We start from the raw sequence: 24784 nt of genomic DNA, 5'->3' as shown, positions 1-24784 counted from the left end.
CGGGAGTGGGACGCTGGTGGCATGTCCCTCGTGAGCCATGCCACCAGCGAACGGCGCGGCGAGAACCACTGGCTGCTCCGCTTCGAGCTGCACCTGCCGTACGCCTATGAGGCCCTCTGGCACGCCCTGACCACGCCCGACGGGCTGCGCGGCTGGCTGGCCGAGGCCGACGTCCTGGAGCGGCACCTCGGCGGTGCCGTCACGCTGCGCTGGCTGAACACCGGGACCGTGGTGAGCGGCCACGTCTCGGCCTGGGACGTCGAGCGCGTCGCCGAGTACACCGTGAGCGAGCACGGGCGGATCCGCTTCCACCTGGAGGCCGTCGGCACCGACTCGACGGTCATCCGGTTCCTGAACGAACGCGGCGGATCCGACGAGGACCGCCTCGACTGCCTGGCCGGCTGGCACGAGCACTTCGAGCTGCTGGACGCCGCACTGGCCGGACGCCCGACGGACTGGTCCACCTGGACGGACGCCCGCTGGGCGCGGCTGCGCGAGTCGTACGCGTCCTTCACCAGGGCCCGCAAGGCCTCCTGAACCGCCGGGGCCGCGTTCACCACACCGGGCGCAGGGGCGGCAGCCCCTCCTCTCCGTGGAGCGCGCGCACGACGCGCGACAGCTCCCGGCGCAGGGCGCCGACGTCGGCGCTGCCCGCGAGCTCGGCCTCCAGCTCGTGCAGGACCCGGCCCGCGACCAAGAGGTGTTCCCGGGCCGCCGCGGTCAGCACGACCAGCTTGCGGCGGCCGCCCCCGGGGTGCGGCTCGCGGCGTACGTAGCCGCGCCTCTCCAGATCGTCCACGATCTGCCCGGCCGCCTGTTTGGTCACCCCGAGCCGCTCGGCGAGCTCGGTGGCGGTGGCGCCGTCGCCCTTCAGGGCCTGGAAGGCCATGCCGTGCACGGGCCGCAGGTCGCCCTGGCCCGCGTCGGCCAGGCGCCGGGTGAAATCGCCCAGCACCAGTTGGAAGCCCAGGCCGAGCAGGAAGGTCAGCTCGACGCCGGCGTAGTCGTCTCTCGTCACGCAAATATGGTGACACGACTGAGTCAAGGTGCTTTACTCACTGCGAGTAAAGCACCTTGACTAAGTAGCCGAGAAGAATGGGCCCCGCCTTGCACGTGATCGCCGCTTCCCCCGAGAACGTCACCACCACCCCGAACGCCACCATGACCGCGTTCGCCGCCCCCAGTCGCGGCAGCTCCGAGCTGTCCACCTGGCACGTCGACATGCCCGCCGGCGCCACCGGCCCCGAGCACTCGGTCAGCCGCGAGCAGGTCTGGACCCTGACCGCCGGCTCCCTGGAGGCCACCTGCGACGGCCGCACCGAGAAGGTCACCGCCGGCCAGACCCTGGTCCTGCCCGCGGACGTGCCGCGCCGGATCCACGCCGCCGAGACCTTCCAGGCCTACGTCGCGATGCGCGCGGACGGCGTGGTGTCGGTGCCGGGCGAGGAGGGCACCCGCGCCCTCCCTTGGGCCCGGTAGGACCCTGCCGCGCCCCCGCCCGGGGGCGTGTGACGGAACCGCCGCCTCCCCGTCCGGGGTCCGTAACAGACCTTCCGGTCCGGGACGCGGCGAGCGGCCCCCCGGGCATGCTGACCAGCATGATCGAAAACAACGGGGGGACGACCGGGGAGCCGCGCAAACGGTCCGCGTTCGTCGCGGTCGCCGCCGTCGGGCTGGCGTCGGTACTGGCCGGGGCCGGGCTGCTGCTCGGCCCCGTCGCGAACGCCGTGGACACGCAACGCGCCTTCGAGGCCGCGACCCCGTGCGCCCGGGGACAGACGCGGGACTGCCTGAGTGCGGCTCCCGCGACGGTGGTGGGGCGCTTGGACAACGGCAGCCTCCGGCACGCCGACATCGAGTTCGCGACGGCCGACGGGACCAGCCAGGTGATCACCCTGGACTACAAACCCGACGAGAGGCACTTCCCCGCGGACAGGCCCGTCCGGCTGGTCGCCTGGCGGGGCGCGGTCACCGCGGTCCAGTACGGCAACGGCCCGAGCGCCGGCAGCTCCCTTACCACCGACCACCCGCGCGACGCCCACCAGGCGCCCCTGGCCTGGGCGCTGGGCCTGGTCTTCGCCGGTGCGGGCGTGCTGTGGCTCGTGACGTGGACCGCAGCCTTCTCCACGCGCTCCCTGCGCAATGCGCCGCCGGGGGCCGCCGTCCCGTACGTCTGGCTCGTGACGGTCGCCGTCGCCGCGCCCTTCACAGCCATGTTGACCGACGGCGTGCCCCAGAGCCTGTTCTGGACGGCCGTCGCCGCCGCCGTGCTGCTGTGCATCACCGTCGCCCTCTGCCGGTCCCAGGTGGACCGGGGCGAGGTGATCGAGGTGGCGCCGCGCCGCGACGGGCGGGAGCACGTCTTCCCGGCGCTGGTGCTCGGTGACCGCAGCGGCCCCGGCGGTACGTACGCCCACAGCCACCTCGTCGTGGGCCCGGGGGTGCTCGCCTTCACCAACGACCCCACCGGCGCCTTCCGGCGCGACCCGCTGCCCGCCGGGCTGGTGTTGGAGCGGGTCCGGCGGCTGCTGCCCTCGGATCCCGATGCCATCGTCGCGAACGACGTCGGCCGCGCCTGCCTGGTGGCCCAGTGCCGCGACGGGGAGCGCGAGGTGCTCATAGCCGTCACACCCCGGAACATGCGGTGGCTCGTCGGCGCGCTGCCCCGCACGGACCCCGCCGACGCCGACTAGTCGGAGTCCTTGTCCTTGTCGCGGTCCTTGTTCTCCTGCTCCTCGCGCAGGAACTTCAGGAACTCCGGGTTGTCGTCCGGAGCCACCCACCGGCTCCGGCCCCGGGGGCCGCGCCCACCGCCGGAGGCCACCCGCTTCTTGCCCGCGAACAGCCACACCACCGGTCCCACGATGGAGAAGAGCAGGATGATGAGCACCCACATCGCCTTGGGCAGGTGCTTGACCTCTTCCTCCGGTGTGTTCAGGCAGTCGATGAAGGCGTAGATGGTCAGCGCGATGATCAGCAGGAACGGCAGATAGCGCAGCACGGTGTGGGACCGACTCCCGGGCAGTGACGGCGGGCCCGCAGGGGGCCCCGGTGACGCTCCCAGCGTAGTTGGTGACGGATACTGGCCCCTATGGCTTACGACGATCTCCGCTCGCTGCTCCGGGCTCTGGAGCGAGAGGGCGACCTCAAGCGCATCAAGGCCGAAGTCGACCCGTACCTGGAGGTCGGGGAGATCGTCGACAGAGTGAACAAGGCGGGCGGCCCCGCGCTCCTCTTCGAGAACGTCAAGGGCTCGGCGATGCCGCTGGCCATGAACGTGTTCGGCACCGACCGCCGCCTCCTGAAGGCCCTGGGCCTGAAGTCCTACGCCGAGATCAGCGAGAAGATCGGCGGCCTGCTCAAGCCGGAGCTGCCGCAGGGCTTCATCGGGGTCCGCGAGGCCTTCGGCAAGCTCGGCTCGATGGTCCACGTGCCGCCGAAGAAGGTGAAGGGCGACTCCGCGCCCGTCCAGGAGGTCGTCCTCACCGGCGACGACGTCGACCTGGACCTGCTGCCGGCCCTCTTCACCTGGCCGAAGGACGGCGGCTCCTTCTTCAACCTCGGCCTCACCCACACCAAGCACCCCGAGACGGGCGTGCGCAACCTCGGCCTCTACCGGTTGCAGCGCCACGACAGGCGCACCATCGGCATGCACTGGCAGATCCACAAGGACAGCCGCAACCACTACGCCGTCGCCGCGGCCAAGGGCGAGCGGCTGCCGGTCGCGATCGCCTTCGGCTGCCCGCCCGCCGTCACGTACGCGTCCACCGCTCCGCTGCCGGGCGACATCGACGAGTACCTCTTCGCCGGCTTCGTCGCGGGCAAGCGGATCGAGATGGTCGACTGCAAGACCGTCCCGCTCCAGGTCCCGGCCAACGCGGAGGTCGTCGTCGAGGGCTGGCTGGAGCCCGGCGAGATGCTCCCGGAGGGCCCCTTCGGCGACCACACGGGCTTCTACACCCCGCAGGAGCCCTTCCCGGCCCTGAAGATCGACTGCATCACGATGCGCAAGCGGCCGCTGCTCCAGTCGATCGTGGTGGGACGCCCGCCGACCGAGGACGGCCCGCTGGGCCGCGCGACGGAGCGGTTCTTCCTGCCCCTGCTGAAGATCATCGTCCCGGACATCGTGGACTACCACCTGCCCGAGTCCGGCGGCTTCCACAACTGCGCGATCGTCTCGATCGACAAGAAGTACCCCAAGCACGCGCAGAAGGTCATGCACGCCATCTGGGGCGCCCACATGATGTCGCTGACCAAACTGATCATCGTGGTGGACAAGGACTGCGACGTCCACGACCTGCACGAGGTGTCCTGGCGGGCCCTCGGCAACACGGACTACTCCCGCGACCTCACGGTCGTCGAGGGCCCGGTGGACCACCTCGACCACGCCTCGTACCAGCAGTTCTGGGGCGGCAAGGCGGGCATCGACGCGACGAAGAAGCTGCCCGAGGAGGGCTACACCCGCGACGGCGGCTGGCCGGACATGGTGGAGTCGGACCCGGCGACCGCCGCCCTGGTGGACCGCCGCTGGAAGGAGTACGGCCTGTGAGCCCGATTGCTGTGGGCGGCCCCGCCCTGTTCCTCGGCGACGGCACGCCGTGCGTGGCACTGGTGCGCCCGGAGCTCGACGTGAACGACTTCGGGCTGCGGTTCGCCGCGGAGCAGGCCGGTGTCACCCCGGAGGAGTTCGCCGGCCCGTCCGACGTCTGGCAGGTGATGGCGGACCGCCAGGACGGCGAGGGCCGCTCCTTCGAACTGCCGGAGCTGTCCGACGGGGACGTGGCGGTCTTCACCGAGGAGCTGATGGCCGCCCTGTCCGGTGCCGGCACCGGTGGGGGCGCCGAACTGGAGCTGTCCGACGGCGCCCTCACCGTCACCGTCGACGCGGCCGGTGACGACCGGGTCGCCCTGACCGCCCGGGTCGTACCGCCGCCCGGCGGGGACGCACCGGCGGGCGAGAGCGGCCCGCTGGAGCTGGAACTGGGCACCCTGCCCGTCGCCGAACTCCGCGACGAGGTGGCCTCCTTCCGCCGGAGCTTCGCATGATGACCACCGCGGAAGACGTCCTCGGGCCCGGCCCGGCGCCGCGGGCCGACGGCAAGGTCAAGGCCTTCCTGCGGCTGGTGATGATCGAGCACTCGGTCTTCGCGCTGCCGTTCGCCTACATCGCGGCCCTGACCGCCATGTTCCAGCTCGACCGGACCGTGCACTGGGGCAAGCTGCTCCTCGTCACCGTGTGCATGGTGGGGCTGCGCACCTTCGCCATGGCCGCGAACCGGATCATCGACCGCGAGATCGACGCCCGCAATCCGCGGACCGCGGGGCGCGAGCTGGTCACCGGCGCGGTGTCGGTCCGCTCGGCCTGGACCGGAGCCGCGATCGCGCTCGTGGTCTTCCTCGGCTCGGCGGCCCTGCTGAACCCGCTGTGCCTGGCGCTGGCGCCGGTCGCCGTCGTCCCGATGGTCGTCTATCCGTACGGCAAGCGGTTCACGAACTTCCCGCACGCCATCCTGGGGCTTGCCCAGGCGATGGGCCCGGTCGGGGCCTGGCTGGCGGTCACCGGCGAGTGGTCCTGGGACGCGGTCGTCCTGGGCCTGGCGGTCGGCGTGTGGATCGGCGGCTTCGACCTGATCTTCGCCTGCCAGGACGTGGCCGCCGACCGCGCGGAAGGCGTCAAGTCCGTCCCGGCCCGCTTCGGCGTCCCGGCCGCCCTCTGGGGGGCGCGCGGCTCGCACGTCGCGACGACGGCCCTGCTGGCCTGGTACGCGCTCGCCACGGACGCCGGCCCGCTGTTCTGGGCCGGCCTGGCGATCGTCGTCGCCGCCTTCGTCTACGAGCACACCATCGTGACGCCCGACGACCTGTCCCGCCTGAACCGGGCCTTCTTCACGGTCAACGGCTTCATCGGCATCGCCCTCTTCGCGTGCGCCCTGGCCGACCTCGTGGTCCGCGGCCTGACCGTGTAGCCCGGCGGGCCCCGCCGTCGTCAGGCCGTGACCCCGCCGTCCTCAGGCCGCGACGGCCGGGCGGTGGGCCGGCCGGCGGAAGCAGAGGGCCGTCACGATGCCCGCCACCAGACCGCACAGGTGGCCCTGCCAGCTCACGCCCGAGTCCGTCGGGAGGATGCCGGAGACGATCGTGGTGCCCCAGACGGCGGCGACGCCCACGGCCACCGCGATGCCCAGCGCCTTGCGCTCGACGAAGCCCCGTACGAGCAGGTAGCCGAAGAGCCCGAAGACGATGCCGGAGGCGCCGAGCGTCATGGTCCCGGACGGCGATATCAGCCAGGTGCCGAGGCCGTCGGCCAGCAGGATCAGGCCGCACACCGCGAGGAACCGGCGGATCCCGGACAGGGCGGCTATGAAGCCGAGGACCAGCAGCGGGACGCTGTTGGACGCGACGTGGTCGAAGCCGAAGTGGAGGAAGGCCGCGGAGACCACGCCGCTGAGGCTGTCGGGGTCGCGGGCGACGATCCCGTACTGGTCGAGGGCGTGCCCGGTGGCGTGGTCGACGGCCTCCAGGACCCACAGCAGGGCCACCCAGCCCAGCATCAGCTTGGCCGCGGCCTTGGCCCGGCCGGTCTGCGTCCAGCCGGTATCCACCGTCGTGCTCATCTTCGCCCCCTTCGCGGCTCCCCTCACGGGAACGTGCGGTCACCTTACTGAGTGCCCGCCGGGCATGGCCGGATAGTCTCGGAGGTATGACAGAGCGCAATCGCACCCCGTGGGTGGTCGGGGTTTCCGGAGCGTCCGGGACGCCGTACGCGGCGGCGGTGCTCCGCGGGCTGCTCGCCGCGGGGGAGAGCGTCGACCTGGTCGTGAGCCGGGCATCGCGCCTCACCCTGCTGGACGAGACCCAGATCGCCTTCCGCGACGCGCACTGGCGCGAGGACCTCGCGCAATGGCTGGCACGCGGAGCCGACGGAAAGCCGGGGACCTTCGAGGGCCTGGCGGCCGACGCGGACGTCCGGTACTGGGCCGCCGGGGATCTGGCCGCGGGCCCGAGCTCGGGCTCGTACCCGGCCAAGGGGATGCTCATCGTCCCCGCCTCCACGGCGTGCGTGGCGGGAGTGGCGCTCGGGCTGTCGAAGGACCTGCTCCAGCGCGTGGCGAGCGTGACGCTCAAGGAGCGGCGCCGGCTGGTGGTCGCGGTGCGGGAGACCCCGCTGAACGGGCAGACGCTGAAGCACCTGGTGGCGCTGGACGAGGCCGGCGCGGTCGTGCTGCCCGCCTCTCCGGCGTTCTACGCGGGTGCGACGCACATCCAGGATCTGGTGGACTTCGTCGCCGGGCGGGTGCTGGACGCGGCAGGGGTGCCGCACCGGCTGTACCGCCGCTGGGAGGGGGAGCTGGGAGGCTCCCGCTCCCCCCGGGGGGCAAGCGGCGGTGACTAGGCCTTCTTGCGGCCCAGCGGCTTGCGGGCCTTGTCGACGCGGACGGCCGCGGCGGGCTGGTGGGCACGGGATCGGTTGGCCAGCTCCTGGAGCTCTCGCATGTGTGCGTGCGCCATCTCGATCGTGAACACGGTGTACCACTCCTGAAGATCGTCGCTGATCTGTTGAATGAAATCACAGGGTGTTGACCCTGTGTGCCTTAGATTCTATACCTAGACTTGCAGGATCGCCGAATAATGGAAGGCTCCACGTAATGGACACGGTGGACAGGCAGCTCATCCAGGCACTCCGGGAGAACGGTCGCGCCTCGTACGCGGAGCTGGGCCGTCTCGTGGGCCTCTCCGGCCCCAGCGTCACCGACCGCATCAACCGGCTGGAGACGGCCGGCGTCATCACCGGTTACCGCGCGACGGTCGACTCGGCCTCGCTCGGCCTCGGCGTCACCGCGCTGATCGGCATCTCCCTCTCCGACGCCGCCGACCACGAGGACGTGGCCCGGCGGCTGCGCGACCTCGCGGAGATCGAGGACTGCTGGTTCATCGCCGGTGACGACTCCTACATGCTCAAGGTGCGCGCCAGCGACGTGGACGGCCTGGAGAAGATCATCCGTAAGCTCTCCGGAACCAAGGGCGTCTCGCGCACCCGCACCACCATCGTGCTCTCCACGAAGTGGGAGAACCGGGTCGGGGAGCTGCCCGAGGAAGCCTGAGAGTACGGTTGGTCAGGGTTTGCAGGACAGGCAAGAGGCATCTAGAGGAGGCGACCGGTACATGGACGCTGGGCTCAAGCGTGAGCTGGAGGAGAAGGTCCGCTCCGGCGAGCGGCTGACCCGGGAGGACGGCATCGCCCTCTACGAGTCGGACGACCTGGCCTGGCTCGGCGGCCTCGCCCACGAGGTGCGCACGCGCAAGAACGGTGACGTGGTCCACTTCAACGTCAACCGCCACCTCAACATGACCAACGTGTGCACCGCGTCGTGCGCGTACTGCTCGTTCCAGCGCAAGCCGGGCGAGAAGGACGCGTACACGATGCGCATCGAGGAGGCCGTGCGCCTGGCCAAGGCCATGGAGACGGAGAACCTCACCGAGCTGCACATCGTCAACGGCCTGCACCCGAACCTGCCGTGGCGCTACTACCCGCGCTCGCTCTCCGAGCTGAAGAAGGCGCTGCCGAACGTCTCGCTGAAGGCCTTCACGGCGACCGAGATCCACCACTTCGAGACGATCTCCGGCATGTCGGCCTCCGACATCCTGGACGAGCTGATCGAGGCCGGCCTGGAGTCCCTCACCGGCGGCGGCGCGGAGATCTTCGACTGGGAGGTCCGCCAGCACATCGTCGACCACCGCACCCACTGGGAGGACTGGTCGCGCATCCACCGTCTCGCGCACTCGAAGGGCCTCAAGACCCCCTCGACGATGCTGTACGGGCACATCGAGGAGCCGCGCCACCGCGTGGACCACGTGCTGCGCCTGCGCGAGCTCCAGGACGAGACCGGAGGCTTCCAGGTCTTCATCCCGCTGCGCTACCAGCACGACTTCGTGGACATGCAGGACGGCAAGGTGCGCAACAAGCTGCAGGCGCGCACGACGATGGCCACCGGCGCCGAGGCGCTGAAGACCTTCGCCGTCTCGCGACTGCTCTTCGACAACGTGCCGCACGTGAAGGTCTTCTGGGTGATGCACGGCGTGCAGACCGCCCAGCTCGCGCTCCAGCACGGCGCGGACGACATGGACGGCTCGGTCGTCGAGTACAAGATCACCCACGACGCGGACAACTACGGCACCCCGAACAAGCTGGGTCGTGAGGACCTGCTGGAGCTGATCCGGGAGGCCGGCTTCCGGCCGGTCGAGCGCAACACGCGCTACGAGATCATCCGCGAGTACCCCGGCCCGGACGCGGACCTGCGCGAGACCCCGCAGGCGATGCGCGTCTGACCGGCGCGCGCCAGAGGCGCCAAAGGCGTCAAAGGCGTCAGAGGCGCCAGAGCCGCTCCCGGCGAGTTAACCCCGGCCCATGGGCCGGGGTTTAGCTTTTTCTGGACGGGCGGATTAGGTAATGGGTAAACTTGTTCAATGACCCTTACTTTCACCCTGGATCCGGTCGTCGGACCCTCCCTGCGTGATGGAATCCTCGAACTCTGGGCGGACGTCTCCAACGCGGGCGGCGCCGTGGGCTTCGTGCCGCCGGTCACCTACGACGACGTCCGCCCCTCGCTCGACAAGCACCTGGCCGCCGTCGCCGACGGGACCTGCCGGCTGCTCGTCGGGCACGACCAGGACGGCGCGGTCGCCGCCACATCCTTCCTCACCCACAACGCGCACCGCCTCCAGCGGCACTGGCTGTGGGCCTACACGGTGATGGTCCACCCGCGTCACCAGGGCAAGGGGTTCGGCCGCGAGCTCATGGCCGCGACCGAAGCCGCCGCCCGCTCCGTCGAGGGCATCGACGCGGTCCGCCTCACCTGCCGCGGCGGCCTCGGACTGGAGCACTTCTACTCCTCCTGCGGCTACAAGGAGGTCGGCCGCGTCCCCGGCGCCGTCCGGGTGGCCCCCGGCGACGACCGCGACGACATCACGATGCTGCTGCCGCTGTACTGACGGCCGAGGCCGCGCACGGGCCCGCCGCACGGCCGGGGAGGTGCCGAGGTGTGCCGCCCGCGCACCCCGGCGGGCCGCGGGCGGGCTGCGGCGTGCTTCACTGGACGGGCACCGTGCGACGCACGACGTACCGACCACCAACGCCACGACGAGAGAGAAGGGGTCACCGTGTCCCTCAAGCCGAGCGCAACGATCCGATACACCGCGATGCGCCTGGGCATCTTCGTCGGCTGCCTCGCCGTCGTCGCCGTCCTCGTCCGGCTCCGCTGGGTGCCCGCCGGACTCGGCGACGCCAACGGCGCCTGGGTCGTGCTGCTCGCCCTCGTCCTCTCCGCCCCGCTCTCCTTCGTCCTCCTGCGCAAGCAGCGCGACGAGATGTCCGCGCAGATCTCCGGGCGCGTCGCGGGTGCGAAGGAGAAGCTCGCCGCCAACCGCAGCCAGGAGGACCGGGCGGACGACGCGGCGCGCGTCGGGTCATAGCGCCCCAGTTGGCTTCATCACACATCGAACCGCCCCAGCACCGGGTATACCGCCCGTAACGCTGGGGCGTTGGTGTTTTCCGGGTCCGCGCAAGAGGGCCCCGTGCGCCGCTGTCTCAAAGGGCCCCTTTGAGATTCTCAAAGGAGAAGTGTTAGCGTGTTCAACATGTTGACCACAGCTGCGCACCCGATGATCACGAGCGTTCCGCTCGTGACGCGCCTGCACGTCGACCTCTGCCGCCGCGCGTCCGCGGCCTGTTGCTGTTGAGCTGAATCGATACAGCAGCGGTCCCGGCCGGCCCTTCCTGGCTGCTGCCGCACCGCAACACCACGCAGAACCACCCCCCCTGACTTCGTGCGCCACCTCCGGAGAGTGTCCGTGTCCGCGACCCCGCAGGCCCCTGCCAAGGCCTCGTTCAAGTTCCCCTTCTGGGCCCAGATCGTCGCCGGTCTGGCCCTCGGCGTCCTCTTCGGCTGGATAGCCCGCAGCCAGGACGTCAGCTGGCTCGCCACCACCCTGGAGAAGACCGGCGACATCTTCGTCCAGCTGCTCAAGCTGGCCATCGCCCCGCTCGTCTTCTTCGCGATCCTGGTGTCGATCACCAACCTGCGGAAGGTGAACAACGCGGCGCGCCTCGCCTCCCGCACCCTCCTCTGGTTCATGATCACCTCGCTGATCGCGGTCGGCATCGGCATCGGCATAGGCCTGTTGACCGACCCCGGTGCGGGCACCGGCCTCACCGCCGCCGACGGCAAGGACCCGAAGAAGACCGGCTCCTGGATCGACTTCCTGACCGGCATCGTGCCCACCGACATCGTCACGCCGTTCACCGAGCTGAAGGTCCTTCAGATCGTCTTCCTGGCGGTCGTCGCCGGCATCGCCGCCCTCCAGCTGGGCGCCAAGGCCAAGCCGGTCCTCGACCTCGCCGAATCCGCCCTGGAGCTCCTGCAGAAGGCCCTGTGGTGGGTCATCCGCCTCGCCCCGATCGGCACCGTCGGCCTCATCGGCACCGCGATCGCCACGTACGGCTGGGACCTGATCGGCAAGTACGCCACCTTCACCGCCGACATCTACATCGGCTGCGCCCTGGTGCTGTTCGGCGTCTACCCGCTGCTGCTCGCGACGGTCGCCAAGGTCAACCCCGTCCAGTTCTTCAAGGGCGCCTGGCCCGCCATCCAGCTGGCCTTCGTCTCCCGCTCCTCCGTCGGCACCATGCCCGTCACCCAGAAGGTCACCGAACGCCTCGGCGTCCCGAAGGAGTACGCCTCCTTCGCCGTCCCGTTCGGCGCCACCACCAAGATGGACGGCTGCGCCGCGATCTACCCCGCGCTCGCCGCGATCTTCATCGCGCAGATCTTCGACGTGCAGCTGGGCATCAAGGAATACCTCCTCATCGTCTTCGTCTCGGTCATCGGCTCCGCCGCGACGGCCGGCCTGACGGGCGCGACCGTCATGCTGACGCTGACCCTCTCCACCCTGGGCCTCCCCCTCGCGGGCGTCGGCCTGCTGATGGCGATCGACCCGATCCTCGACATGATGCGGACTGCCACGAACGTCGCCGGTCAGGCGCTGGTGCCGGTCCTCGTCTCGGCCCGCGAGGGCATCTTGGACAAGGAGGCCTACGCGACGGCCTCGGGCTCTCTGGACGAGCCCGCCGCCCCGGCCGTCGTCGAGGCCACGCCGCAGCCGGCCGCCGCGACCGCCTGAGCCGCCCCGGCTCCACCCGGCCGCCCGGCTCACCCGGGCCGGCCGCCGCACTCGCCGCAGCCCCCGCCCCCGTCCGGGCGGGGGCTGCGGCGTTCGGTCGGGCCGTACGGGCTGACGGGGAGGTCAGACCGTCTGGGCGCGGAAGTAGGCGATCGTCGCGATCAGGACGGGCGCGGCGAACCACCAGCGCCCCATCGTGCGGCGGTAGAGCGGGGTGATGGTGATCAGCAGGCCCAGCAGGCACAGGACGAGGGAGAAGCCGCCCATGAACCGGGCGTCCTCGCGCAGCTGGTCGTACGGCGAGTCCGGGCGCACGGCCAGGGCGATGTAGCAGGCGTACACCGCGGGCACGTAGAGCACCACCAGCGGGATGCCGAGCACCCAGCGCAGGCAGCCGCGGTCCTCGGGCAGGTCGACGTCCTCGCGGGGCAGCCTCAGCCGAGCGTCCCGATACGAACCCACGCGATCACCCCCAGTACGAGCGGTGGCGCGAACCACCACGGGCCCAGCGCCTTGCGGACGGGCGGGACGAGCGTGATCAGGGTCCCGATCAGGCCCAGGCAGAGGGAGAGGAAGACGGCCGCCGCCGTCCCCTCGTAGCCCTGGTGGTCCCACTCGGCCTGCGGGCCCCGGGCCACGGCGGCGTAGACGAGGACGGCGTTCAGCGCGTGCACGAGGGCGAGGGGCAGCCCGAACGCCCAGCGCACCCACCGACCACCCCCGGCCGGGACGGTCGTCCCGCGGCCGTCTGTCATCCCATCGCGTCCTTCACCTTGCCGAGAGCGTCGCCGAAATCATCGCCGTAGTCCTGGGCCTTGCCCGACTGCCAGTACGGACCGCCGTTGTAGCGGGCGGCGATCTCCCGCATCTGGGCGTCGGTCAGCTGCTCGGCGGGCACGTCGCCGTACCCGGCCTCGGTCTTGATCCGGGCCAGGAAGCCCGCGGCGATGAACGCGTTCTGCTCGGGGTCCTGGAGCGACTCCTCCACCAGGTCCCGCTGGGCGTCCGTGAGGTGCGCCGGATCGTAGCCGAGCACCTCGGCGCCCCGGCGCAGCTGGATCGCGATCGGGCCGAAGGAGGTCTCGTCGGGGGTCCCGCCCAGCCGCCAGGGGAGGTCCCGCGCCGGGACCGGGCCCAGCGGCGAGTCGGCCGCGCCGCGCACGGTGTCGGTGAGGTCGTCGGTGAACCCGTACTGGCCGCCGATCTCCTTCCAGGCGATGCCCGCGACGAGTTCGTCGGGCAGCCCGGAGTGCCGCGCCGCGGCTCGGAGGACCTCCTTGTTGTGGGAGATCCAGCGGCCCGCTCCTCGTCGTCGCCCGGCGGGTCCCAATAGCTGTCGTCCGCATGCGGCAGGGACGAGATCCGCATCCGGATGTCCCGCAGCGCGGGTGACATCGCGGCGTCGCCGGGCGGGGGCGCCGTCTCCCGCTTCGGGCCGCTGCCGGGCAGGTGCGTCAGCGGGGAGGCCGCGGCCTCCGCGGCCTCCCGGCGGATGTCCGCCATGGCCGCGTACAGGTCGGGGCGCGCCCCGCCGCCCGGCACCTTGAACTCGGGGAGCAGCTCGTACGCCTGCTTCAGCGCGTGCACGCAGGTGGCGCGGGCCTCCGCCTCGACCGTCTTCGCCAGGTGGAAACTGCCGCCCGCCGCGTCGTGGAGCCGGTCCGCCTCCTCCCGGATGTCGTCGACGTCCATCGTGGCCTCGGCCAGGAAGTCCAGGAAACCCGTCGTGGCGCGCATGTCCTCCCACCGGCGCATCGGCTCGGCCGCCCGCGCGACCTTGGTGACGGCCACGCCCTTGGTGTCGATGAGCGCGGCGAGCGCCCGCTCGGTGTGCTTGCCGTTGCGGTAGTGGGACTTGGCGGTGGTGACGGCGGCGGCATAGGCGTTCAGGGCGCTGGCGGCCTTGTCGTACCCCTCGGCCGTCTGGGCCACGAGCAGGCGCGCCTCGGTGAGGCGCGCGGTGTACGTGTGGCTGCCCTCGCTCTCCCACTCGGTACGGGTCTCCGCGCGCCGGGCCGGTTCGCCGACCTGGACGAGGAGGTCGCGCAGGCGGCGGAACTCGGCGGCGTTCCGCTCGATGAGGGGCGGATTGCACTCTTCGAGGAACGCGACGTCCTCACGATGGCTGAGCCCGCTGCTCACTTGCACTCCGGCGGTACGTACTGCCCCGAGGAGAGGAGGCCCGCGAGGAAGGACCGGGCGGTGTCGTCGTCCACGCGCGCGAATGCGGTGCCGGTGGTCTTCAGGCGGGTGGCGAGGCCGGCGAAGAGGGCGACGGTGTCCTTGAACTGGTCGTCGGCGAACGCCGCGAACCGCAGGACCTGTTCGGCGACTTCGGTGTGGGCGCGCGGGGCGCGGGCCATGGTGCTCGCGTCGCCGTCGGGGCGGCCCTCGTGGAGGAGGGCGGCGATCTCGATCAGGAGGTTCGCGTTGCCGTTGATGGAGGAGGAGCCGGCCACGAGGGTCCCGGCGGGGCCGCCGCCGCTCGTGTCGGGCGCCGGTGCCGGTGCCGGTGCCGACCGGGCGAGGGCTTTGTGCTGCGCCCATTCCGCGTCGAATGACATCCATCCCCCGCCTAGTTGACGACCGTCAATCGGGAGACGCGCAACGGGAACGCACGGTTCCGTCAGGCGTCGAACGCGTGGGCGACGAACCCGGCCCATGCGTGCGGGCCGAAGGCCAGGTGGGCGCGCTCGACGTCCTTGGAGTCGCGGACCAGGACCACGCCGGGGGTGGTGGCCACCTCGACGCAGTCGTCCCCCTCGCTGCTGTCGCTGTAGCTGCTCTTGAACCAGCCGAGCTCACGGTTGTCGGTCATGTTTCTCCCAGCAGTTCCTCGATGAAGGCCCGCGACTCTCGGGGCGTGAGCGCCTGAGCTCGGATGATGCCATAGCGCAGTTCAAGGATTCGGAGCTGCTTCGGGTCGGAGACCGTTCGGCCGTGGAACGCGCCGTCCGATCGTCCGACTGCCGAGCCATCGGCGAACTTCAGGACTTGGATCCGTCCGCCCATGCCCGCGTGCTCCTCGCGGTTGGTGGGCATCACCTGAAACTCGACGTTCGGCAGCTGGACGACCTCCAGTAGGTGTTCGAGCTGGCGGCGCAGCACCATTGTGCCTCCGATCGGACGGGTGAGCGTGACCTGTTCCTGGACGAAGCTGAGCGCGGGTCCGGGGGTGCGTTCGAAGACGGATTGACGTGCCATGCGGGCCGCCAGGTTGTGGTCCATCTCGTCTTGGGAGTACGCGGGCCTCCGCATCCTGAACAGCGCCGAAGCGTACTCCGGGGTCTGGAGCAGACCGTGGATGTTGTGGTTGCCGTACGAGCCGATCTCGACGGCCCGCGCCTCCAGCTTCGCCAGGTCCCGCACCTTCTTCGGGTAGCGGACCTGCTCCAGATCGGCCTTCATCGCGGAGATCCGGCCTCCCGCGTCCAGTACCTCGTCCGCCCTGTCCAGGTATTCGGGGCGAGGGATCCGTTTGCCCGACTCGACCTTGCGGACCTGGTCCTCCCCGTACTGGATGGCCGCCCCGAAGTCCGCGGGCCGCAGGCCGGCCGCCTCGCGCCACGCCCTGAGCTGGCGGCCCAGCGCGGCCACCACCGCCGCGCCCTGTTCGTCCTCCGGATCGACGTCCCAGCCGGGCTCTTCCGTACCGTCACTGTCTGCGCTCATGCGCACCCACTTCCGACGAGCCGATGTACGCAACGCCTCGTACCCGTCGGGCGCGTCCGGACAGTCGGGACGGCTCCGGACAAGCTCCGGACAAACCCGGGACGTACGGGCGCTGCCACTTCTCACGGTACGCACGGACGGACACGCTGAGTGACGTGATTCCTCAACTCGTCGACTTCCACGTCCAGCTGTCCGCGACCCCGCGCGCCGCCCGTCTCGCCCGCCTCCTGACGGTCGAGCAACTGCGGGGCTGGGGACTTCCCCTGGTCGAGCCCGCACATGTCGTGGCCGAGCTGGCCGCCAACGCCGTGACCCATGGGCGCGTGCCCGGCCGGGACTTCCGGCTGGCCCTCACGGCGACCCCGGAGACGCTGCTGATCGAGGTGACGGACGCGCGCGGCGACCGGATCCCGCGGATCCGCGACGCGGGCTGCGGACTGGTCATCGTCGAAGCGCTGGCGGACCGCTGGGGCGTCAGGGAAGGGCCGCTGCCCTGCAAGGTGGTGTGGGCGGAGGTCTCCCTGGCCTCCTTGGTCGCCGGGTCGCGGGGGTCCGCGACCCGGCGTGCTTAGACGCATAAAGACCCAAAGAACCGGGAGAAAGAACCAACCCACCAACCCACCCGGCCCGCGTCGCTCGGACGGGTGAAAGGTGCCAACTGGGCTGGCTTTCGGGTGGGTTGGCGGGCATATGCTCGCCGCGACAACTCCAGACATGAGACGGCCCCCGGTGGGACTGGCATCCCGGCCGAGGGCCTGACCAACAAGGAAGTAGACGCTTCCCAATGGCTCCCCAGCACCCTAGCGCGCCTTCACGCGCCACGTCCCGAGTTCCCTCCGGCGCCGCCCGATCCGGTGTCATCCACGTCAACACGTGGCACGCGAGTCACTACACCGTGGTCGGCAACCACCTCCTCCAGCACCGGGAGCTGTCCGCGACGGCGATCGGTGTCGCGGCGTACATCCAGTCACTGCCGGGCGGCGCCCCCGTCGGCATCAAGGCCCTCACCGGTCGGTTCCCGGAGGGAGAGGTGCGGATCGCCTCCGCCCTGCGCGAGCTGGAGAAGCACGGCTACCTGGAGCGGCGGCGCGAGCGGCTGGAGGGCGGCCGGGTGGTGACCCGTACGTACTCGTACAACAAGCCGGGCTCCGCCTCGGACGGACCACCCCCGCCGCTGCCTCCACCGCCGCCGCCGGTCCGGGAACCCGTACCGGAGCCGGAGCGGGAGCCGGAGCCGAAGACGGAGCCGAAGTCGAAGCCGGAGGCGGAGGCTGCGCCGCAGGGGGCCGACGAGCCCCGTCTCGTGGCGGACCCGGCTCCGGAGCCGGACGTCGTGGCGGCTCCCGAAGAACAGCGGCTGCACCCGGGTGCGGCCGACCTGCTCGCCGGACTGCGGCGCTACGACCCGCGGCTGCTGCTGGCCGAACGCGACGTACGACGCCTCGCGCCCTTGGTGTCGACCTGGCTGGAGCGCGGCGTCGACCCCGAAGCCGTCCGGCGGGCCCTGTCGTGGGACCTGCCCGAGGACATGCGCCGCCCCGCGTCCGTCCTCGCGTACCGGCTCACCGCCCTGCTCCCGCCGCACCTCCCGCCCGCCCCGCCCACCCCGACGGTCCAGCCGCCCAGACGGCCGGACCCTCTCCAGAACTGCGACGGCTGTGACCACGCCTTCCGCGCCCCGACCCCGGGCCGCTGCAGACGCTGCCGACCGGTCGTGGCCGCGTAGGGTGCGGAGATGGAACGCTTGTCCGATGGAATTGAGAGCGTCGCGAACGACTACGACGGCTTCGCCGAGGCCTACGCGGCGGAGAACGAGAACAGCCTCGTCAACGCCCACTACGAACGGCCCGCGGTCCTGGCCCTCGCCGGGGACGTGACCGGGCGCCGGATCCTGGACGCCGGCTGCGGCTCGGGCCCGCTGTCCGCCGCCCTGCGCGACCGCGGTGCCCTCGTCACCGGCATCGACGTCAGCGCCGGGATGCTGGCCCTGGCCAGACGGCGGCTCGGTGACGACGCGGCGCTGCACCGCGTCGATCTGCGGGACCGACTGCCTTTCGCCGACGGTGAGTTCGACGACGTGGTCGCATCGCTCGTGCTGCACTACCTGGAGGACTGGGGGCCGACGCTGGCCGAGCTGCGGCGCGTGCTCAGGCCCGGCGGCCGGCTGATCGCCTCGGTGGACCACCCTTTCGTCGCCTACACCTTCCAGGATCCCCAGCCCGACTACTTCGCGACCACCGACTATGCCTTCGAGTGGACGCTGGGCGGGCACTGCGCCCCGATGAGGTTCTGGCGCAAACCGCTGCACGCGATGACCGACGCCTTCACCGCCGCCGGCTTCCGCCTCTCCGTCATCAGCGAGCCGCAGCCGGCCCCGGCGGCCCGCGAGTTGTTCCCCGACGACTTCGACGACCTTTCACGCAGGCCGACGTTCCTCTTCTTCGTGGTCGAGGCCGCGCCGTCGCCCGTCTGCCCGGACTGATCGACGGCGGAGCAGCCGATCACCCGCGAGGCGGCGCGGGCGGGCGGCGCGGCGGCGCGGGAAATCGGCGCGCGGGAGGCGCGGGCCGGATGGCAGGGTGCGGCATGGCATCCCAGTATCAGGTCCGCGCCGACTACGACGCCCGCACGATCGTGGTCTACCAGGCGTACGCGCCCGCCAACGCCGAGCCGGCGCTGCGGGCGGGCCGCTTCGTCGAGCCGTTCTCGTTCCACCGGATGACGTGGATCAAGCCGTCGTACATGTGGCTGATGCACCGCAGCAACTGGGCTCGCAAACCCGGTCAGGAGCGCGTGCTCGCGGTGCGGATGACGCGCGACGGCTGGGAGGAGGCCCTGTCCCGGGCCGTGCTCACGACCGCGGACCCGAGGGCCGTGGGCCGGGCCGCCGTGCACGTCCAGTGGGACCCGGAGCGCTCGCCGCGCGGTACGGCGCTGAACCACTACAGCATCCAGGTCGGCATCGGCCGCCATCTGATCCGTACGTTCAACGACGACTGGATCGTCGGTCTCACCGACCTCACTCCGCAAGTCCGCAAGGCCGCATCGCTGCTGCAGACCGGGCAAGCCGCCAGAGCACGGCGGCTTTTCCCCGCAGAGCGCGCCTACCCGCTCCCGCCGGCGCTGGAAGGCCGCCTCACTCCTGGCGGGTGACGGCGGACTGCCGCGAAACCGGGTTCAACCGGCGCTCCGAGCTGTTGGAGCGGTGTTCGCCGCGGCCGCAGGCCCGAGCGGCGACCGCACGGGGTCCGGGCCGGGGGCAGGGACTTCGCGGTGAGCGTCGGGTGGAGCGTCGGTGAAGAAGGGCTCCAGGGGCTGGTCGGGCGCGGTGACCCTCCGTAGATTACCGGCGGTAACACTCGTGTGAGCCGAGGAGTGTGCGCCGTGGAAGCGGAGCCGAAGCTGGTGGAGCCCGTCCGGACGGTCGTCGACGGAGTGGTGCGCGAGGTGCGGGTACCCCCACTCGCCGCGGTCCCCGCGCACGGCTCCCTCGGGGACATCCCCTTCGAGAACGCCGCGCAGGCCCCGAACGAAGCCGTACTCGCCCGGAAGGAGGCCGACGGCTCCTGGCGCGACGTCACGGCCGCCGAGTTCGCGGCCGAGGTCCTCGCCGTCGCCAGGGGCTTGATCGCCGAGGGACTGCGCGAGGGCGACCGGCTCGCCATCATGGCCCGCACGACCTACGAGTGGACCCTGCTCGACTTCGCCGGATGGGCCGCGGGCCTGGTCACCGTACCGATCTACCCGACCTCCTCCGCCCTCCAGGCGCGCTGGATCATCCAGGACTCCGGCGCCGTGGCCTGCGCCGTCGAGGACACCGCACAGGCCCGCATCATCAGCGCCGAGCGGGCGAACCTGCCCTGGCTGGCCCACCTCTGGGAGTTCGACACCGGCGCGATCGGCCGGCTGGTGAAGGCGGGGGAGCGCATCCCCGAGGCCCTCGTGCACGCGCGGCGGGCCAACCGGACCCCGGACTCCGTCGCGACCCTCATCTACACCTCCGGCACCACCGGGCAGCCCAAGGGCTGTGTCATCACCCACGCCAACTTCTTCGCCGAGGTGGACAACTCCATCGAGCTGCTGCACCCCGTCTTCAAGTCAGCCAGCAAGGACCCCGCATCGACCCTGCTGTTCCTGCCGCTCAGCCATGTCTTCGGCCGGATGGTCGCGGTCGGCTGCCTGCGGGCCCGCGTCAAGCTCGGACACGCGCCCAGCATCCGTACCGAGGACCTCCTCGCCGACCTCGCCGGCTTCCGCCCGACCTTCCTGCTCGCCATCCCCTACGTCCTGGAGAAGGTCTACAACACCGCCCGCGCCACCGCCGAGAAGATGGGCCGCGCCTCCTCCTTCGACCGGGCCGCCCGCATCGCCCGCCGCATCGGCGAGAGCGTCGAGGGCAAGGCCCCCGGGCCCGTCCTGCGCGCCGCCCGGGCCCTGTACGACCCGCTCGTCTACCGGCGGATCCGGACCGCGCTCGGCGGCCGCGTCCGCTACATCCTGAGCGGCGGATCACCGCTGGGGCGCAGACTCGCCGCCTTCTACACCGGCGCGGGCATCGAGGTCTTCGAGGGCTACGGACTCACGGAGACGACCGGGGCCAGCACCGTGACCCCGCCGCTGCGCCCCCGGCTCGGCACCGTGGGCTGGCCGCTGCCCGGCACGGCGGTGCGGATCGCACCGGACGGGGAGGTGCTTCTGGGCGGGCGGCACGTCTTCGCGGGCTACTGGAACAGCGGGCAGGCGCTCCCGTACGGCAGCTGGCTGGCCACCGGGGACATCGGGGAGCTCGATGCCGACGGGTACCTCACCATCACCGGCCGCAAGAAGGACCTGATCATCACCTCCGGCGGGAAGAACGTCGCCCCGGCGCCGCTGGAGGACTGGCTGCGGGCCCACCCGCTGGTCGGGCAGTGCATGGTGGTCGGCGACAACCGGCCGTACATCGCCGCGCTGATCACCCTGGAGCCGGACGGGCTGTGGCACTGGCGCCAGATGCGGAAGAAGCAGAACGTGCCGATGCGGGAGCTCGTCCGGGACGAAGAGCTGCTCGCAGACCTCCAGCGGGCCGTCGACGAGGCGAACCAGCTGGTGTCGCGGGCCGAGTCGATCCGCCGCTTCGCCGTCCTGACGGGCGACTTCACCGAGGCGCGCGGTCATCTGACCCCGTCGCTGAAGCTCAGGCGGGGCGCCATCGCACGCGACTACGCCGACCGCATCGACGAGCTGTACCGAGGGCCGCGCGAGGCGTGAGCGGCCATGGCCCCGGTCGCACCACAGGTCGTCCGTCTGTCGATAATCCGTGACGGATCGAGTTTCGTTACGCTGGCTGACATGACAGCCATGGCACCCACCCGCACCGAACCGGACTTGTCCTTCCTCCTGGATCACACCAGTCACGTACTGCGCACCCGGATGAGCGCGCAGCTCGCCGAGATCGGGCTCACCCCGCGGATGCACTGCGTGCTCGTCCACGCCCTGGAGGAGGAGCGCACCCAGGCGCAGCTCGCCGAGATCGGGGACATGGACAAGACCACGATGGTGGTGACCGTCGACGCGCTGGAGAAGGCCGGCCTGGCCGAGCGCCGTCCGTCCAGCACCGACCGGCGGGCGCGGATCATCGCGGTGACCGAGGCGGGGGCGAAGGTCGCGAAGGAGAGCCAGAAGATCGTCGACGGCGTCCACGCGGGCGCCCTCGACTCCCTGCCCGCCGCTGAGCGCGAGGTGCTGCTCCGGGCGCTCAACCGGCTGGTCACCGGCCATCTGGAGACCCCGGTCGAGGGACCGCGGCCGGCTCGGAGGGCGCGCCAGAAGGGGTGACGGCGAGAAGGGCGGCAGCGCAAACCTGGGTCCGTAGAAGATAGTCTGCAACAAAACTATCTGTTACGGTCTCTCCTGTTGGCTCCCGACGACAGGAGAGACCGCCATGTCTGCCACTTCCGCACCAGCAGCCGCACCGGCCGCAGCCGCACCGACCGTGCGCACCTCCCGCCGGCTCGCCCTCGGCGTCCTGGCCACCGGGATGCTCATGACCGTCCTCGACGGCAGCATCGTCACCGTCGCCATGCCGGCCATCCAGGACGACCTCGGCTTCACCCCGGCCGGGCTGAGCTGGGTCGTCAACGCCTACCTCATCGCCTTCGGCTCCCTGCTCCTGCTCGCCGGCCGCCTCGGCGACCTGATCGGCCGCAAGCGGATGTTCCTCGCGGGGACCGGACTCTTCACCGCCGCGTCCCTCCTGGCGGGCGCCGCCGCATCTCCCACGGTCCTGATCGCCGCCCGCTTCCTCCAGGGCGTCGGCAGCGCGATGGCCTCCGCGGTCAGCCTCGGCATCCTCGTCACGCTCTTCACCGCGCCCCGCGAACGGGCGAAGGCCATCGCGGTGTTCAGCTTCACCGGTGCCGCCGGCGCCTCGATCGGCCAGGTCCTCGGCGGCGTCCTCGCCGACGCACTCACCTGGAACTGGATCTTCCTCATCAACCTGCCCATCGGCATCGCGACACTCCTCGTCGCCCTCCCCGCCCTCCCCGGCGACCGCGGCCTCGGCCTGAAGGCCGGCGCCGACACCTTCGGCGCGCTGCTCGTCACCTCGGGACTGATGCTCGGGATCTACACCGTCGTCAAGATCGACCAGTACGGAGCGGCCTCGGCCCACACGCTCGGCCTCGGCGCCCTCTCCCTCGCCCTGCTCGCCGGATTCCTCGTCCGCCAGGCCACCGCACGCAATCCGCTCATGCCCCTGCGGATCTTCCGTTCGCGCAGCGTCACCGGCGCCAACCTGGTGCAGATGCTGATGGTCGCCGCCCTGTTCTCCTTCCAGATCCTCGTCGCCCTCTACATGCAAAACGTGCTCGGATACGGAGCCGCCGGGACCGGCCTCGCGATGCTGCCGGCCGCCGCCGCCATCGGCGTGGTCTCCCTGGCCGTCTCGGCCCGCCTCAACGCCCGCTTCGGCGAACGCAGGGTCCTCCTGACCGGGCTCGTCCTCCTGATCGGCGTACTCGGCCTGCTCACGCGGGTCCCCGGCAACGCCGAGCACGCCCACTACCTCACCGACCTGCTCCCCGTGATGCTCCTCGCCGCCGGCTTCGGCCTCGCCCTGCCCGCCCTCACCTCCCTGGGCATGTCCGGAGCGAAGGAGGAGGACGCGGGCCTGGCCTCCGGGCTCTTCAACACCACCCAGCAGATCGGCATGGCCCTCGGCGTCGCGGTCCTCTCCACCCTCGCCGCCTCCCGCACCGAGTCCCTCACCGCGGCCGGCCGCCCCGCCTCCGAGGCCCTGACCGGCGGCTACCACCTGGCCTTCGCGGTCGGCGCGGCCCTCCTCGTCGCCGCCCTGGCAGTCGCCGCCACCGTCCTGCGCCGCCCGCCCCGGACCCCCGCGGCCTGACACGCCGGCGGGGCCGCCTCAGGCGACGTCGGACCAGCGGCTGCGCAGCGACGCCCGCACGGAGTGCCCGGGCCCGCCCTGGGACTCGGGCCGCATGGGGATGAGGGTGCCGGTCGCGGCGCGCCCCACGGAGTCTCCGACCAGGCCGGGCGCCACGCGCAGGGCTCCCACGGCGATGGCGGCCTTCAGGAGGGCGAGACGGTGGATGCTGGTCATGACGTTCTCCTTGGCGCTGCGGGGAGCGGTGGCGGCCGGCCTGCGGAGCCGAACCTCGTACGACCATTGCGCCCCCGCCGCCCCGCCCCGTCACGCCCCGGCATCTCGGGGCTTGACACCGACCGGGCCCCCACTCCCGGACCCGGGAGGTGGCGGAACGCCAGGCGGGGGCTCCCGACCATCCCGCAGCCGCCCCGCCGCGTTACGGCACCTCCCCCGTGGGTATCGGCCTGCACGGGAGAGGGGGCGTTGTGCGCGTTGGTGTGCGGGGGTTGGGGCGGGGGGCGGCCGGGGCCGGGGTGGTCGTGACGCTCGCGGTGGCCGGGTGGTTGATGTGGGTGCTGCCCGGGCCGCAGATGGGCGCCGTACTCGGCTTCGGGCCCGTCGACGGGGTCCTCTCGGTCAGCCGCTGCTTCGAGGCAGCCGACGCCGAGGGCTACACGACCGGCACCGACTGCACGGGCTGGTACACGCCCCGGCGGCCGGGGGAGGCGGCGCGCGAGATCGTGCTGGACACCGCCGCCGACGAGTACCGGCGGGGCACCGAGGTGGAGGTGCGGACGGCGAGGGGCAGGGCGTACGAGCTGTCGGGGGGCGCGGTGTTCAATTTCGGCACGGCCGGCGGCCTGCTGCTCGTACCGTTCCTGACGCTCGCGGCCTGGCTGTTCGCCTGTGCGCGCAGCGGCACGGTGGAGAACGGCGAGGGTTACTTCCTGCTGTCCCTGGTCGGTCTGTTCGCCGCCATCGTGCTGGCGGCGGCGGCCGGGATCCTGGTCGGGATCGGGACCGCCGTCTTCTGACGGCCGGTCCCGTCGACGCCCCCGCCCCGCCCCGCCCCATCGCGCCCTGCCCCGCCCCGCCTAGAGCGTGTCTCTTTGATCGGTTGGTCTTGATCGGATGTGTCTGTCCATTTAGTGATCACTGATGCCATGTGGGACCGGATCGAGCCGCTGATGCCGCCCGATCCGGTCCGCGGTCGGCGGTGGGCCGATCACCGCCGAACCCTGGAGGCCATCGCATGGAAGTACCGCACGTGCTCGCCCTGGCGGGACCTGCCGGACGAGCTCGGCTCGTTCCGGACCGCTCACAAAGCCTGATCAGGTGGGCCGTGGACGGCACCTGGGGACGCATTCTCGCCGCAGTTCTGGCAGCAGCCGACGCTGATGCCGACATCGGCTGGACCGTCTCGGTGGACTCCACCGTCTGCCGGGCTCATCAGCACGCTGCCGCTGCCAGGAAAAAGTGCCCCTATGGTTTTCGTCAAGCCGTGACCGTGGTGGGTGGCTGGTAGAAGGTGCCGTCGCGGAGCATGGCGAAGAGGACGTCTATGCG

Annotated in this window: 32 protein-coding genes and 1 pseudogene; 22 read left to right on the top strand and 11 right to left on the bottom strand. The window is 71.4% G+C overall.

Annotation, left to right across the window (positions count from 1 at the left end; translation table 11 throughout):
* Positions 1 to 21 precede the first annotated feature (21 nt).
* Positions 22 to 537: an SRPBCC domain-containing protein gene (locus tag AB0F82_RS27030; RefSeq protein WP_356814862.1), complete on the top strand. Its 516-nt coding sequence runs from the start codon at positions 22 to 24 to the stop codon at positions 535 to 537.
* Positions 538 to 553: 16 nt separating this feature from the next.
* Here the strand turns inward: AB0F82_RS27030 and AB0F82_RS27025 are convergent, their stop codons facing one another.
* Complete coding sequence (locus AB0F82_RS27025) at positions 554 to 1018, bottom strand: MarR family winged helix-turn-helix transcriptional regulator (protein WP_362632018.1); 465 nt, start codon at positions 1016 to 1018, stop codon at positions 554 to 556.
* A 77-nt stretch (positions 1019 to 1095) separates the two neighbouring features.
* Between AB0F82_RS27025 and AB0F82_RS27020 the strand changes: the two genes are divergently transcribed.
* Both AB0F82_RS27020 and AB0F82_RS27015 read left to right on the top strand, forming a co-directional pair.
* Positions 1096 to 1479, top strand: a complete 384-nt coding sequence (locus tag AB0F82_RS27020; RefSeq protein ID WP_362632016.1) for a cupin domain-containing protein — start codon at positions 1096 to 1098, stop codon at positions 1477 to 1479.
* A gap of 119 nt (positions 1480 to 1598) precedes the next feature.
* The gene (locus AB0F82_RS27015) at positions 1599 to 2693 is read left to right on the top strand and encodes a hypothetical protein (RefSeq protein WP_362632015.1); all 1095 of its coding nucleotides are present in this window, start codon (positions 1599 to 1601) and stop codon (positions 2691 to 2693) included.
* On the opposite strand, the gene AB0F82_RS27010 is transcribed toward AB0F82_RS27015, so the two are convergent.
* Positions 2690 to 3001: a PLD nuclease N-terminal domain-containing protein gene (locus AB0F82_RS27010; RefSeq protein ID WP_356814866.1), complete on the bottom strand. Its 312-nt coding sequence runs from the start codon at positions 2999 to 3001 to the stop codon at positions 2690 to 2692. The genes AB0F82_RS27015 and AB0F82_RS27010 overlap by 4 nt on opposite strands.
* A gap of 90 nt (positions 3002 to 3091) precedes the next feature.
* Here AB0F82_RS27010 and AB0F82_RS27005 point away from each other — a divergent pair, with 90 nt between their 5' ends.
* From AB0F82_RS27005 to mqnP, 3 genes are read left to right on the top strand one after another with little or no spacing between them, the layout of a single operon-like run.
* Complete coding sequence (locus tag AB0F82_RS27005; protein WP_356814867.1) at positions 3092 to 4549, top strand: menaquinone biosynthesis decarboxylase; 1458 nt, start codon at positions 3092 to 3094, stop codon at positions 4547 to 4549.
* Positions 4546 to 5046 (top strand): hypothetical protein, encoded by a 501-nt coding sequence (locus AB0F82_RS27000; RefSeq protein ID WP_356814868.1) that lies wholly within the window; start codon positions 4546 to 4548, stop codon positions 5044 to 5046. Before AB0F82_RS27005 ends, AB0F82_RS27000 begins: the two co-directional genes overlap by 4 nt.
* Complete coding sequence (mqnP, locus tag AB0F82_RS26995; protein ID WP_390075869.1) at positions 5043 to 5966, top strand: menaquinone biosynthesis prenyltransferase MqnP; 924 nt, start codon at positions 5043 to 5045, stop codon at positions 5964 to 5966. The genes AB0F82_RS27000 and mqnP overlap by 4 nt, the downstream gene beginning before the upstream one ends.
* Positions 5967 to 6008: 42 nt before the next feature.
* On the opposite strand, the gene AB0F82_RS26990 is transcribed toward mqnP, so the two are convergent.
* Entirely contained in the window at positions 6009 to 6614 is a 606-nt protein-coding gene (locus AB0F82_RS26990) for a rhomboid family intramembrane serine protease (protein ID WP_362632011.1), read from the bottom strand.
* A gap of 86 nt (positions 6615 to 6700) precedes the next feature.
* Here AB0F82_RS26990 and AB0F82_RS26985 point away from each other — a divergent pair, with 86 nt between their 5' ends.
* Positions 6701 to 7393: a UbiX family flavin prenyltransferase gene (locus AB0F82_RS26985; RefSeq protein WP_356814870.1), complete on the top strand. Its 693-nt coding sequence runs from the start codon at positions 6701 to 6703 to the stop codon at positions 7391 to 7393.
* On the opposite strand, the gene AB0F82_RS26980 is transcribed toward AB0F82_RS26985, so the two are convergent.
* Complete coding sequence (locus tag AB0F82_RS26980; RefSeq protein WP_356814883.1) at positions 7390 to 7524, bottom strand: hypothetical protein; 135 nt, start codon at positions 7522 to 7524, stop codon at positions 7390 to 7392. The two genes, AB0F82_RS26985 and AB0F82_RS26980, sit on opposite strands and share 4 nt — an antisense overlap.
* A 122-nt stretch (positions 7525 to 7646) precedes the next feature.
* Between AB0F82_RS26980 and AB0F82_RS26975 the strand changes: the two genes are divergently transcribed.
* The 5 genes from AB0F82_RS26975 to AB0F82_RS26955 all read left to right on the top strand — a co-directional run bounded on the left by AB0F82_RS26975 (position 7647) and on the right by AB0F82_RS26955 (position 12177).
* The gene (locus tag AB0F82_RS26975; RefSeq protein WP_030026281.1) at positions 7647 to 8102 is read left to right on the top strand and encodes an Lrp/AsnC family transcriptional regulator; all 456 of its coding nucleotides are present in this window, start codon (positions 7647 to 7649) and stop codon (positions 8100 to 8102) included.
* Between the two features lie 61 nt (positions 8103 to 8163).
* Positions 8164 to 9327: an aminofutalosine synthase MqnE gene (gene mqnE / locus AB0F82_RS26970; protein ID WP_030026283.1), complete on the top strand. Its 1164-nt coding sequence runs from the start codon at positions 8164 to 8166 to the stop codon at positions 9325 to 9327.
* 138 nt (positions 9328 to 9465) lie between these two features.
* Positions 9466 to 9990 (top strand): GNAT family N-acetyltransferase, encoded by a 525-nt coding sequence (locus AB0F82_RS26965; protein WP_362632008.1) that lies wholly within the window; start codon positions 9466 to 9468, stop codon positions 9988 to 9990.
* Between the two features lie 207 nt (positions 9991 to 10197).
* Positions 10198 to 10470, top strand: a complete 273-nt coding sequence (locus AB0F82_RS26960) for a DUF4229 domain-containing protein (protein WP_390075943.1) — start codon at positions 10198 to 10200, stop codon at positions 10468 to 10470.
* A gap of 378 nt (positions 10471 to 10848) precedes the next feature.
* Entirely contained in the window at positions 10849 to 12177 is a 1329-nt protein-coding gene (locus AB0F82_RS26955; RefSeq protein ID WP_390075865.1) for a dicarboxylate/amino acid:cation symporter, read from the top strand.
* A 123-nt stretch (positions 12178 to 12300) separates the two neighbouring features.
* Here AB0F82_RS26955 and AB0F82_RS26950 read toward each other — a convergent pair whose 3' ends face one another.
* Genes AB0F82_RS26950 through AB0F82_RS26940 form a run of 3 tightly spaced genes read right to left on the bottom strand, consistent with a single transcriptional unit; the run spans position 12301 to position 13507 of the window.
* Positions 12301 to 12639 (bottom strand): hypothetical protein, encoded by a 339-nt coding sequence (locus AB0F82_RS26950; RefSeq protein WP_356814874.1) that lies wholly within the window; start codon positions 12637 to 12639, stop codon positions 12301 to 12303.
* A complete protein-coding gene (locus AB0F82_RS26945; RefSeq protein WP_362632005.1) occupies positions 12612 to 12932 on the bottom strand; it encodes a hypothetical protein in 321 nt (106 codons plus the stop codon). Before AB0F82_RS26945 ends, AB0F82_RS26950 begins: the two co-directional genes overlap by 28 nt.
* Complete coding sequence (locus AB0F82_RS26940) at positions 12929 to 13507, bottom strand: hypothetical protein (protein ID WP_362632003.1); 579 nt, start codon at positions 13505 to 13507, stop codon at positions 12929 to 12931. The genes AB0F82_RS26945 and AB0F82_RS26940 overlap by 4 nt, the downstream gene beginning before the upstream one ends.
* A 42-nt stretch (positions 13508 to 13549) precedes the next feature.
* Between AB0F82_RS26940 and AB0F82_RS26935 the strand changes: the two genes are divergently transcribed.
* Entirely contained in the window at positions 13550 to 14026 is a 477-nt protein-coding gene (locus AB0F82_RS26935; RefSeq protein ID WP_362632001.1) for a hypothetical protein, read from the top strand.
* Positions 14027 to 14315: 289 nt separating this feature from the next.
* On the opposite strand, the gene AB0F82_RS26930 is transcribed toward AB0F82_RS26935, so the two are convergent.
* The 3 genes from AB0F82_RS26930 to AB0F82_RS26920 form a co-directional block, all read right to left on the bottom strand.
* A complete protein-coding gene (locus AB0F82_RS26930) occupies positions 14316 to 14741 on the bottom strand; it encodes a hypothetical protein (RefSeq protein ID WP_362631999.1) in 426 nt (141 codons plus the stop codon).
* Positions 14742 to 14803: 62 nt separating this feature from the next.
* Positions 14804 to 14995, bottom strand: a complete 192-nt coding sequence (locus AB0F82_RS26925; protein WP_362631997.1) for a DUF397 domain-containing protein — start codon at positions 14993 to 14995, stop codon at positions 14804 to 14806.
* A complete protein-coding gene (locus AB0F82_RS26920; RefSeq protein WP_362631995.1) occupies positions 14992 to 15849 on the bottom strand; it encodes a helix-turn-helix domain-containing protein in 858 nt (285 codons plus the stop codon). The genes AB0F82_RS26925 and AB0F82_RS26920 overlap by 4 nt, the downstream gene beginning before the upstream one ends.
* A gap of 155 nt (positions 15850 to 16004) precedes the next feature.
* Here AB0F82_RS26920 and AB0F82_RS26915 point away from each other — a divergent pair, with 155 nt between their 5' ends.
* The 7 genes from AB0F82_RS26915 to AB0F82_RS26885 all read left to right on the top strand — a co-directional run bounded on the left by AB0F82_RS26915 (position 16005) and on the right by AB0F82_RS26885 (position 23236).
* Positions 16005 to 16421, top strand: a complete 417-nt coding sequence (locus AB0F82_RS26915) for an ATP-binding protein (protein ID WP_362631993.1) — start codon at positions 16005 to 16007, stop codon at positions 16419 to 16421.
* A gap of 323 nt (positions 16422 to 16744) precedes the next feature.
* Positions 16745 to 17575: a helix-turn-helix domain-containing protein gene (locus AB0F82_RS26910; protein ID WP_362631989.1), complete on the top strand. Its 831-nt coding sequence runs from the start codon at positions 16745 to 16747 to the stop codon at positions 17573 to 17575.
* A gap of 9 nt (positions 17576 to 17584) precedes the next feature.
* On the top strand, positions 17585 to 18331 hold the full coding sequence (locus tag AB0F82_RS26905) for a class I SAM-dependent methyltransferase (protein WP_362631987.1): 747 nt from the start codon (positions 17585 to 17587) through the stop codon (positions 18329 to 18331).
* A 104-nt stretch (positions 18332 to 18435) separates the two neighbouring features.
* Positions 18436 to 19002 carry a DUF4291 domain-containing protein gene (locus AB0F82_RS26900; protein WP_362631985.1) on the top strand — a complete coding sequence of 189 codons (567 nt, stop codon included), beginning with the start codon at positions 18436 to 18438 and terminating at the stop codon, positions 19000 to 19002.
* Between the two features lie 222 nt (positions 19003 to 19224).
* The gene (locus AB0F82_RS26895; RefSeq protein ID WP_436842167.1) at positions 19225 to 21099 is read left to right on the top strand and encodes an AMP-dependent synthetase/ligase; all 1875 of its coding nucleotides are present in this window, start codon (positions 19225 to 19227) and stop codon (positions 21097 to 21099) included.
* 81 nt (positions 21100 to 21180) lie between these two features.
* The gene (locus AB0F82_RS26890) at positions 21181 to 21666 is read left to right on the top strand and encodes a MarR family winged helix-turn-helix transcriptional regulator (protein ID WP_356814879.1); all 486 of its coding nucleotides are present in this window, start codon (positions 21181 to 21183) and stop codon (positions 21664 to 21666) included.
* 106 nt (positions 21667 to 21772) lie between these two features.
* Positions 21773 to 23236, top strand: coding sequence for an MFS transporter (locus tag AB0F82_RS26885; protein WP_362631982.1), 1464 nt, complete (start codon positions 21773 to 21775; stop codon positions 23234 to 23236).
* Positions 23237 to 23254: 18 nt separating this feature from the next.
* Here the strand turns inward: AB0F82_RS26885 and AB0F82_RS26880 are convergent, their stop codons facing one another.
* Complete coding sequence (locus AB0F82_RS26880; RefSeq protein ID WP_362631980.1) at positions 23255 to 23452, bottom strand: hypothetical protein; 198 nt, start codon at positions 23450 to 23452, stop codon at positions 23255 to 23257.
* A 251-nt stretch (positions 23453 to 23703) separates the two neighbouring features.
* On the opposite strand from AB0F82_RS26880, the gene AB0F82_RS26875 reads away from it, so the two are divergent.
* Positions 23704 to 24252: a hypothetical protein gene (locus AB0F82_RS26875; protein ID WP_362631978.1), complete on the top strand. Its 549-nt coding sequence runs from the start codon at positions 23704 to 23706 to the stop codon at positions 24250 to 24252.
* A 99-nt stretch (positions 24253 to 24351) separates the two neighbouring features.
* Positions 24352 to 24695, top strand: a pseudogene (locus tag AB0F82_RS26870) (transposase); the annotation flags it as partial.
* Positions 24696 to 24784 lie beyond the last annotated feature (89 nt).

This window comes from Streptomyces virginiae (assembly GCF_040638905.1).
Lineage (GTDB): Bacteria > Actinomycetota > Actinomycetes > Streptomycetales > Streptomycetaceae > Streptomyces > Streptomyces virginiae_B.
This window is presented reverse-complemented; position numbering and strand designations above follow the sequence as displayed.